At 52.3% G+C, this 17,427-nt stretch carries 12 protein-coding genes; 11 read left to right on the top strand and 1 reads right to left on the bottom strand.

Translation table 11 applies throughout. The annotated features are described in order from the left end of the window. Positions 1-8 precede the first annotated feature (8 nt). The 8 genes from ACTQ3K_RS01130 (at position 9) to ACTQ3K_RS01095 (ending at position 11,094) form a co-directional block, all read left to right on the top strand. Complete coding sequence (locus ACTQ3K_RS01130) at positions 9-3,257, top strand: SNF2-related protein (protein ID WP_441564899.1); 3,249 nt, start codon at positions 9-11, stop codon at positions 3,255-3,257. Further along, positions 3,232-4,374 (top strand): dipeptidase, encoded by a 1,143-nt coding sequence (locus tag ACTQ3K_RS01125; RefSeq protein ID WP_441564897.1) that lies wholly within the window; start codon positions 3,232-3,234, stop codon positions 4,372-4,374. Before ACTQ3K_RS01130 ends, ACTQ3K_RS01125 begins: the two co-directional genes overlap by 26 nt. 74 nt (positions 4,375-4,448) lie before the next feature. Continuing rightward, positions 4,449-4,829 carry a hypothetical protein gene (locus ACTQ3K_RS01120; protein ID WP_441564895.1) on the top strand — a complete coding sequence of 127 codons (381 nt, stop codon included), beginning with the start codon at positions 4,449-4,451 and terminating at the stop codon, positions 4,827-4,829. Positions 4,830-5,181: 352 nt separating this feature from the next. Then, complete coding sequence (locus tag ACTQ3K_RS01115; RefSeq protein WP_441564893.1) at positions 5,182-6,354, top strand: iron-containing alcohol dehydrogenase; 1,173 nt, start codon at positions 5,182-5,184, stop codon at positions 6,352-6,354. Between the two features lie 27 nt (positions 6,355-6,381). Next, positions 6,382-7,488 (top strand): hypothetical protein, encoded by a 1,107-nt coding sequence (locus tag ACTQ3K_RS01110; RefSeq protein WP_441564891.1) that lies wholly within the window; start codon positions 6,382-6,384, stop codon positions 7,486-7,488. A gap of 32 nt (positions 7,489-7,520) precedes the next feature. After that, positions 7,521-8,690 carry an iron-containing alcohol dehydrogenase gene (locus ACTQ3K_RS01105; RefSeq protein ID WP_441564889.1) on the top strand — a complete coding sequence of 390 codons (1,170 nt, stop codon included), beginning with the start codon at positions 7,521-7,523 and terminating at the stop codon, positions 8,688-8,690. Between the two features lie 100 nt (positions 8,691-8,790). Then, positions 8,791-10,077, top strand: coding sequence for an O-acetylhomoserine aminocarboxypropyltransferase/cysteine synthase family protein (locus tag ACTQ3K_RS01100; RefSeq protein ID WP_441565210.1), 1,287 nt, complete (start codon positions 8,791-8,793; stop codon positions 10,075-10,077). A gap of 108 nt (positions 10,078-10,185) precedes the next feature. Then, positions 10,186-11,094: a C40 family peptidase gene (locus ACTQ3K_RS01095; RefSeq protein WP_441564887.1), complete on the top strand. Its 909-nt coding sequence runs from the start codon at positions 10,186-10,188 to the stop codon at positions 11,092-11,094. On the opposite strand, the gene ACTQ3K_RS01090 is transcribed toward ACTQ3K_RS01095, so the two are convergent. Beyond that, entirely contained in the window at positions 11,075-11,659 is a 585-nt protein-coding gene (locus ACTQ3K_RS01090; protein WP_441564885.1) for a DUF4397 domain-containing protein, read from the bottom strand. The two genes, ACTQ3K_RS01095 and ACTQ3K_RS01090, sit on opposite strands and share 20 nt — an antisense overlap. A gap of 226 nt (positions 11,660-11,885) precedes the next feature. Here ACTQ3K_RS01090 and fba point away from each other — a divergent pair, with 226 nt between their 5' ends. From fba to ACTQ3K_RS01075, 3 genes are all read left to right on the top strand, one after another. Beyond that, positions 11,886-12,824 (top strand): class II fructose-1,6-bisphosphate aldolase, encoded by a 939-nt coding sequence (gene fba, locus ACTQ3K_RS01085; RefSeq protein WP_441564884.1) that lies wholly within the window; start codon positions 11,886-11,888, stop codon positions 12,822-12,824. Between the two features lie 101 nt (positions 12,825-12,925). Next, positions 12,926-13,339: a hypothetical protein gene (locus ACTQ3K_RS01080; RefSeq protein ID WP_441564882.1), complete on the top strand. Its 414-nt coding sequence runs from the start codon at positions 12,926-12,928 to the stop codon at positions 13,337-13,339. Between the two features lie 253 nt (positions 13,340-13,592). After that, the gene (locus ACTQ3K_RS01075; protein ID WP_441564880.1) at positions 13,593-17,177 is read left to right on the top strand and encodes an ABC transporter ATP-binding protein/permease; all 3,585 of its coding nucleotides are present in this window, start codon (positions 13,593-13,595) and stop codon (positions 17,175-17,177) included. The last annotated feature ends 250 nt before the right edge of the window (positions 17,178-17,427 follow it).

The following is a 17,427-nucleotide window of genomic DNA, read 5'->3' as shown; positions in this document are numbered from 1 at the left end:
GAACAGGTATGTCATTCTCCAGTGAGACCATTCGGAAAAAGACCAGAAGCAGCGAGGAATATGAAAAGGGCAGGGCGCTGTTCCGCGAGGGCAGGGTGCGCCTGCTTTCCAGTGAAAGCTTCTGGAAGGGAGAAGAAACTTTAAAAGTGCTTGTGGACGAGGACGGACAGGAATACCGGGTGTCGCTGCTCATCAAGGGCGGCTATATCTACCAGGCCTCCTGCCAGTGTCCTTCCCACCGCGAATATAAAGGGCTGTGCTGCCATGAGGCGGCAGCAGCCTTTTATGCAATGGAGAAAAAGGAAGAGGAAAGTACGCCTCATGTGCCCACCGGCGGCGCGGTCAAGCATATGCTTCAGAGCTATGTTGGCCATGAAATGACGAAGGTTCTCGTATCCAAAATGGAGGAACCGGTCTGCCTGATCCCGGTTTTCCGGAATGTCCGCCAGACACTGGCCCTGTCGTTCCGGATCGGAACCGGGCGGCTGTATCAGCTTCGGGATCTGGAGGCGTTTGCGGACGCCCTGGAGGAAGAGGCCTATGTAGAATACGGAAAGCAGCTGGGATTTTATCACACGCTCGATGCCTTTGAGGAGACCTCGGCAAGGCTGGCAGAGGAAACAGCAAGAACGGTGGCAGAGAGCCGGTATCTGGAGGAACGGCTGAATCCTTTGCGGACCGAAACGCGGAGCGTCATGCGGGAGCTGGAGCTTTCTCCGGCCGGCTGTGACAATTTCCTGAAGCTTCTGTACGGAAAAGAAGCGCTGTTTTCCTTTGATGGACGGGAGGAGCTTCCCCTTCTCATCAAAAAAGAAAATCCCAGACTTTACGGTGTGATCCGAGCCTGCGGACGGGACGGCTTTCGTGTCTCGTTTCCGGAGAATTTCCGGGTTATTTACGGAAAAAAAAGGCTCTATGTGGCCATGGGAACGACCCTTTACTGCTGTGACCGGTCGGCAAGCCGGGCACTGTGGGAGTTTTTCCGTGCCATGACGAAGGATCCGGCCATGGAGGAGTGGTCGATACAGCTAAATGCCAAGGATATGCCCTCGTTCTGCGACTATGTGATTCCGGAGCTTTCGCCCTTTGTGGATCTGGAACCGCTGGGAGTGGACCTGGAGCAGTACCATCTGGAGCCCTTAAAGCCCCGGTTTTATTTTGACTGTCCGGGAGAGAACGAGGTGACGCTGCGGGCAGAGTTCTGGTATGGAAAGGAATGTTTTACGCCGTTTGACCACCCGGGATTTTCCGAAATCTCCAGAGATCAGGTTGGAGAACTGATGGTGGGAACGGTCATCAAGAAGTATTTTACGGGCCGTTATGCCGACAAGAGCCGGTTTGTGATCTGGGACGATGACAGCGCCGTTTACCGGCTTCTCACGGAAGGTCTGGAGGAATTTTCCGGTTATGGCGAGGTGACGCTTTCTCCGTCCATGAAAAATCTGACGGTGCTTCCGAAGCGGGAGCTTTCCTTCGGGGTCACCATGGGAAATGGCTGGCTGGAGCTTAATGTGGACGCGGGGGAGCTGTCTCCGGCGGAGCTTTCCGGCGCGCTGGCGGCATACCGCATGAAGCAGAGCTTTTACCGGACTAGATCCGGCGCGTTTCTGCCGGTGAACGGGGTGGGCTTCGGAACGCTGGAGGAGCTTTCCAGACTGACGGAGCAGCGGATGTCTGCTTCGGTACGGCTTCCGTCCTACCGGAGCTTCTTTGTGGATCATGTGCTGCGGGACGGAAAGCACATTTCCTTCCGTGGGGATGACGGCTTCCGAAATCTGGTGCGGGCGGTGAGCCACCCGGAGGAGCAGGAGGCCATTGAGGTGCCGAAGACCCTTCACGGAACGCTCAGGGAGTATCAGCGGCAGGGATATGTGTGGCTGCGGACGCTGGACCGGTACGGACTCGGCGGGATCCTGGCTGATGAGATGGGACTTGGAAAGACGATTCAGGTCATTGCCCTGCTGGCGGACGAGGCAGAGAAACATCCGGAGATGGAGGCGCTGATCGTGTGTCCGTCATCGCTGATCTACAACTGGGAGAGCGAGCTTCATAAGTTTGCTCCCGGGCTGTCGGTCCAGGTCATTGCGGGGACAGCGGAGGAACGGAAGGCGCTTCTGGAGCAGGAGCATGCGCAGGTGTCCATCACGTCCTATGATCTGCTGCGGCGGGATATTGCCCTTTATGAAGAACGGGAATTCCGGTTCCAGATTTTAGACGAAGCCCAGTATATTAAAAATCACTTGACCCAGAACGCCAGGGCGGTGAAAAAGATCCGGGCGAGAGGCCGGTTTGCCCTGACCGGAACCCCCATGGAGAACCGGTTAAGTGATTTGTGGAGCATTTTTGATTTTCTGATGCCAGGATTTTTGTTCAGCTGCAGCCGGTTTCGCCGGGAGTTTGAGATTCCCATCGTAAAGGACGGCGATAAGGCAGCGTTAAAGCGGCTCCATCGTATGACCGGGCCGTTTCTGCTGCGGCGCTATAAAAAAGAGGTGCTTCGGGATCTGCCCGACAAGCTGGAAGAGGTGGTTTATTCCGGCATGGAACCGGAGCAGCGGAAGCTTTATGCGGCGCATGCTCTGCGGTTAAAGGAGGAACTGGAGTCCGGCGGCGATGCCGGATACCAGAAGGATCGGATAAAATTTTTATCGGAGCTTCTGCGTCTGCGCCAGATCTGCTGTGATCCTTCCCTGTGCTATGAGGGCTACAGGGGCGGCTCCGGAAAGCTGGATACCTGTATGGAGCTCATTGAGAGTGCGGTGGCAGCCGGACATAAGATCCTGGTATTTTCTCAGTTTACGTCCATGCTGGAGATCCTTGGAAAACGGCTGGAAAAGGCGAAGCTGTCCTATCATCTGCTGACCGGGCAGACCGGCAAGGAGGAGCGGATCGCACTGGTGCGGTCCTTTAACCAGGATCAGGTTCCGCTGTTCCTCATTTCCTTAAAGGCCGGAGGCACAGGGTTAAACCTGACAGCGGCGGATCTGGTGATCCATTATGATCCCTGGTGGAATCTGGCGGCGGAGAATCAGGCGACTGACCGGGCACACCGGATCGGCCAGAAAAAGAAGGTTTCCGTGTTCCGGCTCATCGCACGGGATACCATTGAAGAGGGTGTGTTAAAGCTTCAGAATCAGAAGCGGGAGCTGGAAAAGCAGGTAACGGAAGGTGCTTCCTCGGTGGCTGACATGAGCCGGGAGGAGCTGTTATCCATCTTAACGGAGGAATCAGATGGCATACATGGATCTTCACTGTGATACCTTACAGGTATTCGCCGGAGTGGGCGGCAGCCTTTATGAAAATCATATGACGGTGGATGTAAAGCGCCTCCGGAGCGCCGGCTGCCTGGCTCAGTTCTTTGCGGTCTGGCTGCCGGATCCGGAAACAAAGGACAGATTGCTCGGAAGGAAATACAGAGAAACGGAGCCGGAATCCGGAGCAAGCTATGGCGCCGGAACGGAAAAATCGGAACTGTCTAAGAGCAAATCCGAAAATGGGGACCGCCGCAGTTCCAACTTGTCCTGCGGCCCGGAGCCGGGGGCGGAGATCCATCTGGAGCTTTTAGAGGAACTTTCCAATGAAGAATGGGATGACCGGTATTTTGATTTGCTGACCGATGGCTTTTATGAAACGATCCGGGAGCACGGAGAGGAAGTGGCGTTTGCCGGAAACGGAACGGATCTTTTGGAAAATCGGAAAGCCGGGAAGCTTTCGGCGTTTCTTTCCCTGGAGGACGGGCGGCTGGTGCGGGGCAGCCATGAGCGGCTGCGCCACCTTTATGACAAGGGCGTGCGCCTTATCACCCTGACCTGGAATCATGATAACTGCTTCGGACGGGCCAATTATCGGGAGGAGCCGTTCGGAAACCGGGAAAGCGGACTGACAGCCTTCGGAAAAGAGGCCGTCACCCAGATGGAAGCGCTGGGTATACTGACAGATGTATCCCATTTATCGGATGAGGGCTTTTTCGATGCAGCGGACTGCATTCACGGCCCCTTTGTAGCGTCCCATTCCAACGCCAGAGCGCTCTGTAACTGTTCCAGGAATCTGACCGATGAGATGCTTCATATTCTCGGGGATCACGGCGGCGCAGCCGGTTTGAACTTTGCGCCCTCGTTTCTGCGGGAAAATTCTCTGGAAAGCCGCGTTTCCGATCTGGCGCGTCACGCCGCCCATATGGTGAAAAAGGGAGGGGAAGAGGTCCTCTGCCTCGGAACCGATTTTGACGGCATCGGCGGAGATCTGGAAATCGACGGGCCGGAGAAGATGGCGCTTCTGTGGGACGCACTGAAAAGAGCCGGATTTACCGAGCGGCAGATCGAACTGGTGCAGTGGGGAAATGCACAGCGGGTGATCCGGGAGGCGCTTAAATAGACAAATGAAATTGTTTAGAACCTGGTCCCGCGCCTTTAGAACCTCTCTCTGAGATTTGTGAAGGAGGATACAACATGAAGAAAATCAGCTTAGTGGTTTTACCGGCTTTAGCAATCGTGTTAGAAACATTGCCATTGGGAGCAGTTTGTATGTTTGCCTTATCTCCGACAGAAAGAGTAAAAGAAACGTTCTCGTATTTTAGCCCCATACCATTTGGCTATGCAAATTTTCCTCCACTTATTACAGCCATATGTACGGTCGTCATTTTGTTACTTTCCTTGGTATCATTAAAGAACAGTAGCGTTCTTAAGGCTTTACTTGTTCTCTCAATTATTACGGCAGTTGTTTCACTTTTACCGTTGATGTATGGATTAAACTATTACACCCTCGTAGGAGCTTTCATAACGACAGCACTTGCAGCAGAATGTATTCTGATCTGGACACAACAGAGGTAAAGTGACAACTTCCGGTTTTGTGCTTTGCTTTTCTCTTGAGGACTGCGCTTGCGAAGGAAGCGGACAGTGAAAGATATCAAACTATACCGAGGTTTTAATCGCATTTGCGTGTTGGAGTCTGAAAAATTAAAGATAATTTAACGTTTGAAGAACTGACTGACAGGTTAATATCATCCGATTCTCTCTTCATATCTGTGAAAAATTTCCGGGATTGGTCTGTTGTTTCCGGACGTCTTATGGTATGATAGAAAACAGGTAGTGACGCAGGACCGGCGCGGCAGAGGCGGAGGGATTGTTCCGGTTTTTGTGCCCGGTGTACTGCACTTATATAAAAGGAGAAGGAGAAGAAACCATGGATAATTTTACATTTTACAGCCCCACGTATTTTGCATTCGGAAAAGGAACGGAGAATGAGGCAGGCCATTATGTGAAGCGGTTTGGCGGACATAAGGTGCTGATCCATTACGGCGGCGGCAGTGCGGTCCGCTCCGGACTGATCGACCGGGTGAAGGCGTCTCTGGAAAAAGAGGGACTTTCCTATGTCGTATTGGGCGGCGTAAAGCCCAACCCCAGAAGCGGCCTGGTTTATGAGGGCATTGAGCTGTGCAGGAAAGAGGGCGTGGACTTTATTCTGGCCGTCGGCGGCGGAAGCACCATTGATTCCTCCAAGGCAATTGCCGTAGGAACGGTATATGACGGTGATTTCTGGGATTTCTATTCCGGAAAGGCACAGGCGGAAAAATCCCTTCCTGTCGGTTCGGTTCTGACGATTGCGGCAGCCGGCAGCGAGGGCAGTGACGGATCCGTGATCACCAATGAAAACGGTATGTATAAGCGTGCATACGGCTGTGAGCTGATGCGTCCGGTATTTGCCATCATGAACCCGGAGCTTACCATGTCCCTGCCGCCGTATCAGACAGCAAGCGGCTGTACGGATATTATGGCCCATGTGTTCGAACGCTATTTTACCAATACCAAGGAGGTAGAGATCACCGACCGTCTCTGCGAGGGCGTGTTAAAGACCATCATCAAGGAGCTTCCGAAGGTTCTGGAGAATCCAAATGATTACGAGGCAAGAGCCAATATCATGTGGGCGGGTACCATGGCACACAATGACATCTGCGGTGTCGGAAGAGAGCAGGACTGGGCCAGCCATAACCTGGAGCATGAATTGTCCGCTCTGTATGACTGTGCACACGGTGCCGGTCTGGCTGTGATGTTCCCGGCATGGATGACTTATGTGATGCATCATGATGTGAACCGGTTTGCTCAGTTTGCCGTTCGTGTATGGGGCTGCGAGATGAACTATCAGAATCCGGAGGAAACCGCAAAGGAAGGCATTGCGAGAACGAAGGCATTCTTCCATTCCGTCGGCATGCCGACCTCCTTTGAAGAGCTGGGAGCAAAGAAAGAGGATATCCCGAAGCTTCTGGAAACCCTTCAGATCGACGGACGGACCGAGGGCTTCTTTGTGAAGCTGGGACGGAAGGAATGTGAAGCAGTATACCGTCTCGCATGCAGATAAACGAATCCCCATTCGGAGGGCAGAAGTATGAAAACAAGATATCTTTGTCCGGTATGTGAGCAGGAACTGAACGCTGTGGGGTACTGTTCCGAGTGCCATCGGTTCCGGAAGGAGCCCATTGTCTATACGGGAGGCTGTCTCCCCAATGAGCGGGACCCGGGAGCATATACCCAGTTTAAGCAGGGAACCTATCATGAATCGTCTTATAAAACCGGTGACTCCGTGAAAAAGACGGCCGGGCGGACGGTACAGACCGGAACGGGCAATACGAGAACCTCAGCCTCATCGAAATCCCGGCCGAAGCCGGAAGAGTCTCCTTATTATGATACCTGCGGAACGGATCATAAGCATACTTATGGGATTCCCAATACAGATCCCCACAGGAAAGCGGCAGAAGATCAGAAGCGTCAGAAGCGTCTCACGAAGGTCGTGGTATTCTTTATCGTCCTGATCTGGGCGGTGATCCTGTTTGCCGGTCCGCTTTTGGGGTTTGTCCGCGACATCATCGACCACTGGGACGGCTACGATACCATAACGGAGAGTAGTGAGGCCTCTGCCTATCAGGAACTGGATCCGGAGAAGGTTTTACAGGCGGGAGAGCCATGCAATGGCTATGCACATTATGCGTCTGATGCCGGGGAAGTTCTTTCCAGACTTCGGGAGTATGTCTCCACGGTCTGGAATATTCCGGAGGACTCCATGGATCAGTGGGAGACGGAGCCGGACTGCTGGGAGTACACAGATGAGGAAGGAACAGCGACTTTTTATATCGTGACAAGTTACCTGACCTTTGACACCGAAGATACCGGCATGTCGATCAATGTGCGGAGCGACTATGTGACGGGGGAAGTTCTGGAGATTGAATATTACGGGGAAACCGTGGATGAGATGGAGCGGCTGACGTTAATTACCGCCTGCGCTCTGGAGCCGGAACGCGACCGGAACGAATTATGGAATGAGATCCAGACGGCGTTTCAGAATGCTGATGAAGACGGCTATTTCTTCTCAACGGTCGGACAAAGCAGGGTATATGTAAGTATTCCGGATGAAACAGGCAGCTGGAATGGATCCGGAGAGTTTACGTGTCTTCCGGAATACGGAAAATATGAGACGCAGGATAACCTCTCTGAATAAATACGGAGACTGGGGGAGAACAGAAAAACATTATGGAGAATTTTGATTTTTATGCGCCGACAAAAATGCTGTTCGGAAAGGGAAAGCTTTCCGGACTGGCAGCGGAGATGGCGCCTTATGGGAAACGGGTGCTCCTCGTTTACGGAGGCGGGAGCATCAAGCGGAACGGGATCTATGACCGGGTATGTGCCCTCCTTTCGGAGAACGGCTTTACCTGGGAGGAGCTTTCCGGTGTGACACCGAATCCGAAGATTGAATCGGTCCGGGCCGGAGCTGCGCTTGCGAAACAGATGAGCGCAGATATGGTGCTGGCTGTGGGTGGCGGAAGCTGCGTGGACTGCGGAAAGATCATTGCAGCGGCTGCTGTTACGGAGCAGGAACCGTGGGAGCTGGTAACTGATACGGCAAAGATAACGGCAGCCCTCCCGGTGTTTGCGGTGCTGACGATGTCCGCTACCGGATCGGAAATGAATAATACAGCGGTTATTACCAATGAAGCTGTCAGGGAAAAACGGGGAGTCCATAACAACTGTCTGTTCCCGAAGGCTTCCGTGCTGGATCCGACCTATCTTTACAGCCTGCCCTCCGCGCAGACGGCAGCAGGCGTGGCAGATATCATGTCCCATATTTTTGAGGGGTATTTTAAGCAGACAGAAGACGCCTATGTGCAGGACAAGTTTTCCGAGGGAATTTTAAAAACCTGTATCAAATGGGGGCCGGTGGCGCTCATGGAGCCGGAAAATTATTCGGCCCGTGCCAATATCATGTGGGCAGCGTCCATGGCCTTAAACGGACTGTGCGGCTGCGGAAAGGCCGGAAAGTGGTCCTGCCATGCCATGGGACATCAGCTTGGTGCCTACTATGATATTACCCACGGCGTTTCCCTTGCTATCGTGACGCCGGCGTGGATGCGCTACATCTTATCGGAGGATACGGTCGGAAAGTTCGTGGACTATGCCATCAACGTCTGGGGATTTCCAAGGAGCACTGACCGGTTTGCGCTTGCAAACATGGGAATTGATGCCACAGAGCAGTTTTTCCTGGATTGCGGACTCCCGTCCCATCTTTCGGAGCTGGGAATCGGCGAGGAGCATTTTAAGGAAATGGCGGCGGCGGCCGTGCCGTATGCCAATCTGGATACCCAGGCGTATGTACCGCTCCACGAAGCAGATGTGGAGGCCATTTACCGGGCCTGTCTGTAGCAGATAAAAGATATTGTATGACCTGCAGCAGAAATGCGGTATGGAAAGAAAAAAGGAAACGATCCGTGCAGAAGCAGGATCGGAAGGAGAGGAGATTATTATGGAAAAGCAGTACAAACCGGAAACCATCTGTATTCAGAGCGGCTGGAAGCCGAAAAAGGGAGAACCCCGTGTGCTTCCGATCTATCAGAGCACCACATTCAAATATGATGACAGTGAGCAGATGGCCAGACTGTTCGATCTGGAAGAGGAAGGTTATTTTTACACCAGACTTCAGAATCCCACCAATGATGCGGTGGCACAGAAGATCTGTGAGCTGGAGGGCGGCGCGGCAGCCATGCTGACCTCCTCCGGGCAGGCAGCTACCTTTTATGCGATCTTCAATGTGGCAGGAGCCGGGGATCATGTGATCAGCTCCGCAACCATCTACGGCGGATCCTCCAATTTATTTACAGTCACCTTAAAGAAGCTTGGAATTGACTTTACGCTTGTTGATCCGGAGATTTCCCCGGAGGATCTGGCAAAGGAGTTCCGTCCAAATACCAAGGCAGTGTTCGGAGAGACCATTTCCAATCCGTCTCTGGTGGTGCTGGATATTGAGAAGTTTGCGAAGGCTGCTCATGACCACGGCGTTCCGCTGATTCTGGATAATACCTTTGCAACCCCCATCAACTGTCGTCCCTTCGAGTTCGGGGCGGATATCGTGACCCATTCCACCACAAAGTATATGGACGGTCATGCCATGAGTGTCGGCGGCTGCATTGTGGACAGCGGAAATTTTGACTGGATGGCCCATAAGGAAAAATTCCCGGGACTGACCGAGCCCGATCCGTCCTACCACGGACTGGTTTATGCGGAAGCCTTTGGAAAGAAAGCGTACATTACAAAAGCAACGGCACAGCTTATGAGAGATCTTGGCGCAGTTCCGTCTCCGATGAATTCGTTCTTACTGAATATCGGTCTGGAGACCCTTCATCTTCGTGTGCCCTGTCATTGTGAGAATGCCCAGAAGGTGGCAGAGTATCTGGAGGCCAATGAGGAAGTGGCATGGGTAAACTACCCCGGATTAAAGAGCAGCCCCTATTATGAGCGGGCAAAGAAATATATGCCCAACGGTACCAGCGGCGTGATCGCTTTCGGTTTAAAGGGCGGAAGAGAACGTGCGATCAAGTTCATGGACAGCTTAAAGCTGGCCTGCATCGTGACCCATGTGGCTGATGCCAGAACCTCGGTGCTCCATCCGGCCAGCCATACGCACCGCCAGCTTTCTGATGAGCAGCTTATTGAGGCAGGTGTAAAGCCGGATCTGATCCGTCTTTCCGTGGGAATCGAGAATGTAGATGATATCATCGCGGATCTGGAGCAGGCCATGGAGGCAGTAAAGTAGAAACTGCGGATAAAAATACATGTCTGGATAAGCTTACAAGGACTGTTTCCCGAAGCGTCTGCATAGACTGTTTCAAAAAGATTCCCGGACAGGGAAAGAGGAGCAGATATGCGGCTTCGGGAAGGTGTGGTAACATGTCCCATTCTGCGGTTGAAGGAATATCCGTCGGCACAGGCGGAAACAACCGATGAGGTGCTGTACGGAATGACGGTGCAGCTTCTGGACCGGACGCTGACGGACTGGGCCTATGTGGAGACAGAATATGGATACTGTGGCTATGCAAAGCTGTCGGGACTGGAGTTCCGGCGCTTTGCGGTACGCAGGTGGAGCCGTGCGGAAAAGCTGGTGATCTGCGCGTCGGCTGCCGATGTATTTGAAGTTGCCGGATATAAAAATCCCTTTGTCTGTACGCTGCCGAAGGGAAGTCTGGTAGAAAAAGACGGATACATGGCTCAGGCTGGCTGGACACGGATCAGGCTGGTGAAGGGCGGCTCTTTTTATATTCGGGAAAGCATGGCAGAGCCTGTGCTTCATGAACCGGCTTCGGACGAACCGGAGGAGCTCCTGCGGGAGAAGCTGGTTAAAACGGCCATGTCTTATCTGAATGTGCCGTACCGCTGGGGAGGAAAAACTCCCTGGGGCATTGACTGCTCCGGCCTGTGCTCCATGACCTATCTGCTTCATGGGATCCGGATCTGGAGAGATGCACAGATTCAGGCGGGGTATCCGGTCCGGGAGATCCCGGTCTGCCAGGTGAAGCCGGGAGATCTTCTGTATTTTCCGGGGCATATGGCCCTTTATATCGGAGAACTGCGTTATGTTCATGCCACCGGACGTACAGGAGATGACCGGGTTGTGATCGGCAGCCTGGATCCGAAGGACCCGGCGTACCGGGAGGATCTGGCAGAAACGATTCTGACGGCGGGAACCGTTTTTCCGCGGAACCGGAACCGGCCGGACAGATCCAAAAGCCGGGACGAGACGGAGGATCAGCCGGTCAGTTCGGAAGCATCATAACGTCCAGCGCTTCCGGCTGCCAGCTTCCGTTTAAGATACAGAGAGTCTGCTGGCTGCCGGCTTCCAGGCTGATCAGAACAGACAGAAGCGGTGAATCCATATCCTGCTCCGGCGTCAGGTAAAGACCGTATTCCCCCGCCGGGATCGGCTTGAAGCAGGTGGCTTCCTTAAAGCTGATGGATGGAAATAACAGTCGGTTTCCGAACAGATACAGGTCAAGGGGCGGAGCACCGAAGGCCAGAGAGACGGCGCGCAGGACACCGGAATCCTCCGGAAATTCCGGACAGGATGCATCGCATAGTAAAAGCAGATCCGGTCCGTGTCCGGTCTGGATTATGGCGGCTGTATAGGGAACAGAACAGAATAACGACAGGGTCTTTTTTAAGTAGATCCGTTTTGATCGTGCACCGGCGAGTGTCACCGTGACAAATCCGGGTAATACGGGAAATCGGCCGGTAAGCCCGCGGTAGGAGACGGAACCGGTCTCATTATTTATGGAAACAAGTAGCTCTTCGGTGTCGGCGGCAGCATGAAACACGCGCAGAGAACAGGAGGATTCATTCATGGAAGCCGTCCTTTCTGAGAAAACTGCTTTCTCTTTAAGGTATGGCTTTTTTTTCTGTTTGTGCGCGTTGATGAGAATGATTTGATCGATTTTTACAAAAAAGAGTGCAAAAATCCGGGATTTTTGCACAGTTTTTCATGTAAAAAATGACTGTTCAATTAAAAAGTTTATGTTATAATAAAGACAAAGCGCGACAGCGCAATAACACAGAAAGGAAGATAAAACAATGCCCTTAGTTACAACTACTGAAATGTTTAAGAAAGCATACGAAGGCGGATACGCAATCGGCGCATTCAACGTAAACAACATGGAGATCGTTCAGGGTATCACCGAGGCTGCTGCTGAGGAGAAATCCCCCATTATCCTGCAGGCTTCCGCAGGTGCAAGAAAGTACGCAAACGCTGCATACTTAAAGCATCTGGTAGAAGCTGCTCTTGATATCCATCCGGAGCTTCCCATCGCTCTTCATCTGGATCACGGCGCAGACTTTGAAATCTGCAAGTCCTGCATCGACGGCGGATTCACTTCCGTTATGATCGATGGTTCCTCCAAGCCCTTCGAAGAGAACATCGCTCTTGCAAAGAAGGTTGCTGAGTACGCTCATGAGAGAGGCGTAGTCGTAGAGGCTGAGCTTGGTACTCTGGCAGGTATCGAAGATGATGTTAAGGTTTCCGCTGAGGATTCTTCCTACACAAGACCGGAAGAGGTTGAAGAGTTCGTTGACCGTACAGGCGTTGATTCCCTGGCAATCGCTATCGGAACAAGCCACGGTGCTTATAAGTTCAAGCCCGGTACAAACCCTCAGTTAAGATTCGACATTCTGGAAGAGGTTGGCAAGAGACTGCCCGGATTCCCCATCGTTCTTCACGGTGCTTCCTCCGTTCCTCAGGAATACGTTAAGATCATTAACGCTAACGGCGGTGCATTAAAGGATGCGATCGGTGTTCCCGAAGATCAGCTTCGCCAGGCAGCAAAGATGGCTGTATGCAAGATCAATATCGACTCCGATCTTCGTCTTGCTCTGACTGCTGGTATCAGAGAGCATATGGTTGCTCATCCGGATCATTTTGATCCCAGACAGTACCTGAGCCCCGCAAGAGATTATGTAAAGGCTGTTGTTAAGCATAAGATTGCTGAGGTTCTTGGTTCTTCCAATATGATCTAAGGACGGTTCAGACCGACTGAATATCAGTCGTATATCAAACAGGCCCGATGGGATTCACGAGAGTCCCGTGCGGGTCTGTTTTCGTATTGGGAGGCGGTGTCATGAAGAAGAAATACGGGATCATAGCGGGAATCCTGGTCTGTCTGGCAATCTGGATCCTTTACCGGATCCGGGAGCCGGTTCTTCGGGGAACCGAGTATTCGAGGGTGGTATTTACCGTGGTCAATGCAGATGGAAGCGGACGGGCAGAAACGTATTCTGTGACCGGTGAAGAGCTCATAAAAGAACTCTGCGATCTGCTGAATGACCGAAAAAAGACACCGGCATTTAATTCCTTTACCGGGGCTGGAGGCTGGTCGGTCCATCTGACCTTTTATGCAGGAACGCTAGAACGGTATCAGATAACGGTTTGTGGAAACAAGATCGAATATAAGGGAACGGTTCTGCGGAAAACCTTTCGGATCGACGAGCCGGAAAACTTGAAAGAGGAGTTGGGAAAGATTGGGAAAAAGTAGATGATAGAAAGCAGACTAATTATGAACATATAGTGAAGGTCATTAGAAAATTGAAAACTAATATTCTTCGTGGGTTCCATAGTTTATGTAAATTTAAGAACCCCTCTGATTGTTTTTTGCATGGAATGAGACTATAATAAAAGTCTGTCGGCTGTAAAAGAACGGGATCGAGGTTTGTTTTGCACCGAATGGAGTTGCCTGCGGAACGGTATCGCTTTGCAGGCTGTGTGCAAAAAAGAACAGGGGAGACTACATGCTTCAGATCAAAGACATACACAAGGAATATAAGACCGGGCCGTTAGTCCAGCGGGCGCTGGATGGCGTGAGCCTGAATCTGCGGGACAATGAGTTCGTGGCGATCCTGGGGCCAAGCGGATCCGGGAAAACGACGCTATTGAATGTCATCGGCGGGCTGGACCGCTATGACAGCGGGGATCTGGTGATCAACGGGATCTCCACGAAGAAGTACAAGGACCGGGACTGGGATTCCTATCGGAACCATACCATCGGCTTTGTGTTTCAGAGCTATAACCTGATTCCGCACCAGACGGTGCTGGCAAACGTGGAGCTGGCACTGACCATCTCCGGGATCGGAAAGCAGGAACGGAAAAAACGGGCGGCTGAGGCTCTTGCAAGGGTGGGACTGGGAGATCAGCTTCATAAAAAGCCAAGCCAGATGTCCGGCGGACAGATGCAGCGGGTGGCCATTGCCAGAGCCCTGGTCAATGATCCCGATATCGTGCTGGCAGATGAGCCCACCGGCGCCCTGGACAGCAGTACCAGTATCCAGGTCATGGAGCTGTTAAAAGAGGTGGCGAAGGACCGGCTGGTGGTCATGGTAACCCACAATCCGGAGCTGGCGCAGGATTATGCCAGCCGGATCGTGACGCTGAAGGATGGGAAGATCCTATCGGATACGAACCCGTATGAGCCGAAGGCGGAAACCATTGCTCTGTCGCAGCATAAAAACATGGGGCGTTCGTCCATGTCCTTTTTAACGGCACTGTCTCTGAGCTTTCATAATTTAAGGACCAAGAAGGCAAGAACGATCCTGACCTCCTTTGCCGGGTCCATCGGAATCATCGGAATCGCCCTGATCCTTGCTATTTCCAACGGGGTCAACGCGTACATCAAGAGCCTGGAGGAGGAAACATTGTCGGAGTATCCGCTCCAGATCACCAGTACCGGGTTTGATATTTCTTCCATGCTGGTGGCCGGAAGCGGCGGGAATGATAAGGCTGCCGGGGAAGACGGAACGGTTCATGTCATGGAGATCGTGACGAACTTCTTTCATTCTATGGAATCCAACGATCTGAAATCGCTGAAAACGTATCTGGACAGCAAAGAGAGCGGCATGGAGCCTTATACCAATGCCATGGAATACAGCTATTCGGTGGAGCCGCAGATCTATAAGGAGGAGGACGACGGTTCGGTGCGCCAGGTGAATCCGGATCATTCCTTTGATAAAATGGGAATCGGATCCTCGGCATCGGCCAGCAGCATGATGTCCTCCATGATGAGCACCAATGTCTTTTACCAGATGCCGGCAAACAGTCGTTTATATGAAAATCAGTATGAGGTAAAAGCGGGACGGTGGCCGGAAGCAGAGAGCGAGTGTGTACTGGTGCTGTCAAACAGCGGCGGAGTAAGTGACTTTGTCCTTTATACCATGGGACTTCGTGATCCGCTGGAGCTGGACGAAATGGTGGATCAGTTTTTAAAGGAAGAGGATGTAAAGGCTCCGGAGAAGCCGGAGACCTATTCCTATGAGGATTTTCTGGGTGTGGATTTTAAGCTGGTGAGCAACACCGATTATTATCAGTATGACAGCCAGTATGATCTCTGGAGGGATAAGAGCGGCGATCCGGATTATATGAAAAAGCTGGTCGCCGACGGCGAGACGCTGACGGTGGTTGGTGTGGTACAGCCGGCAAAGGGCGCGGTCGCATCAGCTCTGACTCCGGGGATCAATTATCCGGCATCGCTGGTGACGCATGTAGCGGAGCTGACAGGGGATACTCAGATCGTACAGGATCAGCTTGCCGATAAAACTACCGATGTTTTTACCGGATCGACGTTTGGGAAAACGCAGGAGAATAGCTTTGATATGGAATCCCTGTTTACGGTAGACGCCGATGCCATAAAAAATGCGATCAGGTTTGATGAGAGTGCCATGACGGGCGGATTAAGCGGCGGAATGGATGTTTCCGATGCCTTTTCCATGGATCCTTCGGTGCTGGATTTTAGCAGCATGGATCTTTCCGGGATTTCCATTGACCTGCCTCAGAACGGTATGAACCTGGATCTTTCAGAGCTTCTTTCCGGCCTGGAGCCTTCGGTTTCCGAGGATGGCTTAAAATCCATGGCGTCCAGCCTGCTGGAGGGATACAATGTCTATGCAAAGACCCATCCGGAGGCAGACTATTCCGGGCTTATGGATCAGTTCCTGAACTATCTCGGATCAGAGGAGGCAAGGACGATCCTTTCCGATCATATCAAAAAGATTATCTCCGATGCCGGCGGGATCAGGATTCCCACCGATGCGCTGCAGCAGATGATGGAGGAGCTTTTAACGGATTTCAGGCGGTTTGCCGATGAAAAGGGCTATACCGATCCGGAAAAATTTCAGGAGTATCTGCTGGAATATCTTCAGACGGATGAAGCGAGAACAATTCTGAAAAAATGGGCGGATCAGATTTTTCAGATCTCCGGGGATATCACGATTTCCGCAGATCAGATCAAAGCGCTGGCATCGGATCTCATAACCGGATACAGTGCGTATGCGAAAAAGAACGGATTTGCCGATCCTGCGGATATGGGAAATCAGTTTGCAGCTTATTTAAAGACTGCGGACGGACAGAAACGGCTGATGGAGGGGATTTCCGGGACTGTGGATCTGAACGGCCTGCAAAGCCAGATCGGATCGGCGGTGGAGCGGTCCATGGCCTCTGTCATGGAATCCTATACGGGAGCGCTGTCAAGGGCTGTTGAAACGCAGATCTCCAGTGCCATGAGCCAGCTTGTCACAAGGCTTTCCAACGGAATCGCACAGACTATGCAGACGGCGATGACGCAGATGGGCAGGCAGCTTCAGGAGGCGTTAGGCACTGCCATGACTGTGGATACGGAGGCCTTTGCGTCTGCCTTTCAGGTCAATCTGGACCAGAATGATCTGAAGGAGTTATTGATGTCCATGGCCTCCTCCGGAAATGCCAGCTATGAGGGCAATTTACAGAAGCTCGGCTATGTGGATTTTGCGGAACCGGCGACCATCTCCATTTATCCGAAGGATTTCAAAAGCAAGGAGCAGGTTATTGCCATTCTGGATGCCTATAATGACCGCATGGAAGCGGAGGGAAAGGAAGAACAGGTTATCAGCTACACCGATGTGGTGGGAACCTTAATGTCGTCGGTGACGGATATCGTGGATATTGTAAGCTATGTGCTGATCGCATTTGTGGCAATCTCCCTGATCGTTTCCTCCATCATGATCGGTGTTATTACCTATATCAGTGTTCTGGAGCGGCGCAAGGAGATCGGAATCCTTCGTGCCATCGGCGCGTCCAAACGGAATGTTTCCCAGGTATTCAATGCAGAGACCTTTATCATTGGGCTTCTGGCAGGACTGATCGGTATCGGAGTTACCCTGCTGGTGCTGATACCCGGAAATATCCTGCTGCATCATCTGACAGGGACCGGTGAGGTATCCGCTAGCCTGCCGGCGCTTCCGGCACTGATCCTGATTCTGTTAAGCATCGGGTTAACCCTGCTGGGCGGACTGATCCCGTCGAAAAAAGCGGCGAAGAGCGATCCAGTGACAGCGCTGCGGGTGGACTAAGCCGTAATAAGTTACATTTCATGACGCCGGTGTATGGTACTGCTTCGGGTGATTGTTCACGTAAAGCCTCGCAGCCCCACTTCCCCGGCCAGACAGAGGCAACTCATATATGTGCCGGTTGGCTGGCCAGGGTGGAGTCGCGAAAGGAACCCTATTACATTGACAAAATAGAGACAAGCTGATAAAATGTTGTGTTAGGAAAATCCTACGAAATATAGAAGGGCCACAGCTTCCTGTGGCCTTTTCCACT

The organism is Candidatus Paralachnospira sp. LCP21S3_A2 (assembly GCF_052118925.1).
Taxonomy (GTDB): domain Bacteria; phylum Bacillota; class Clostridia; order Lachnospirales; family Lachnospiraceae; genus Lientehia.
Note: the sequence above shows the minus strand (reverse complement) of the source record. Positions and strands in the feature narration are given on the sequence as shown.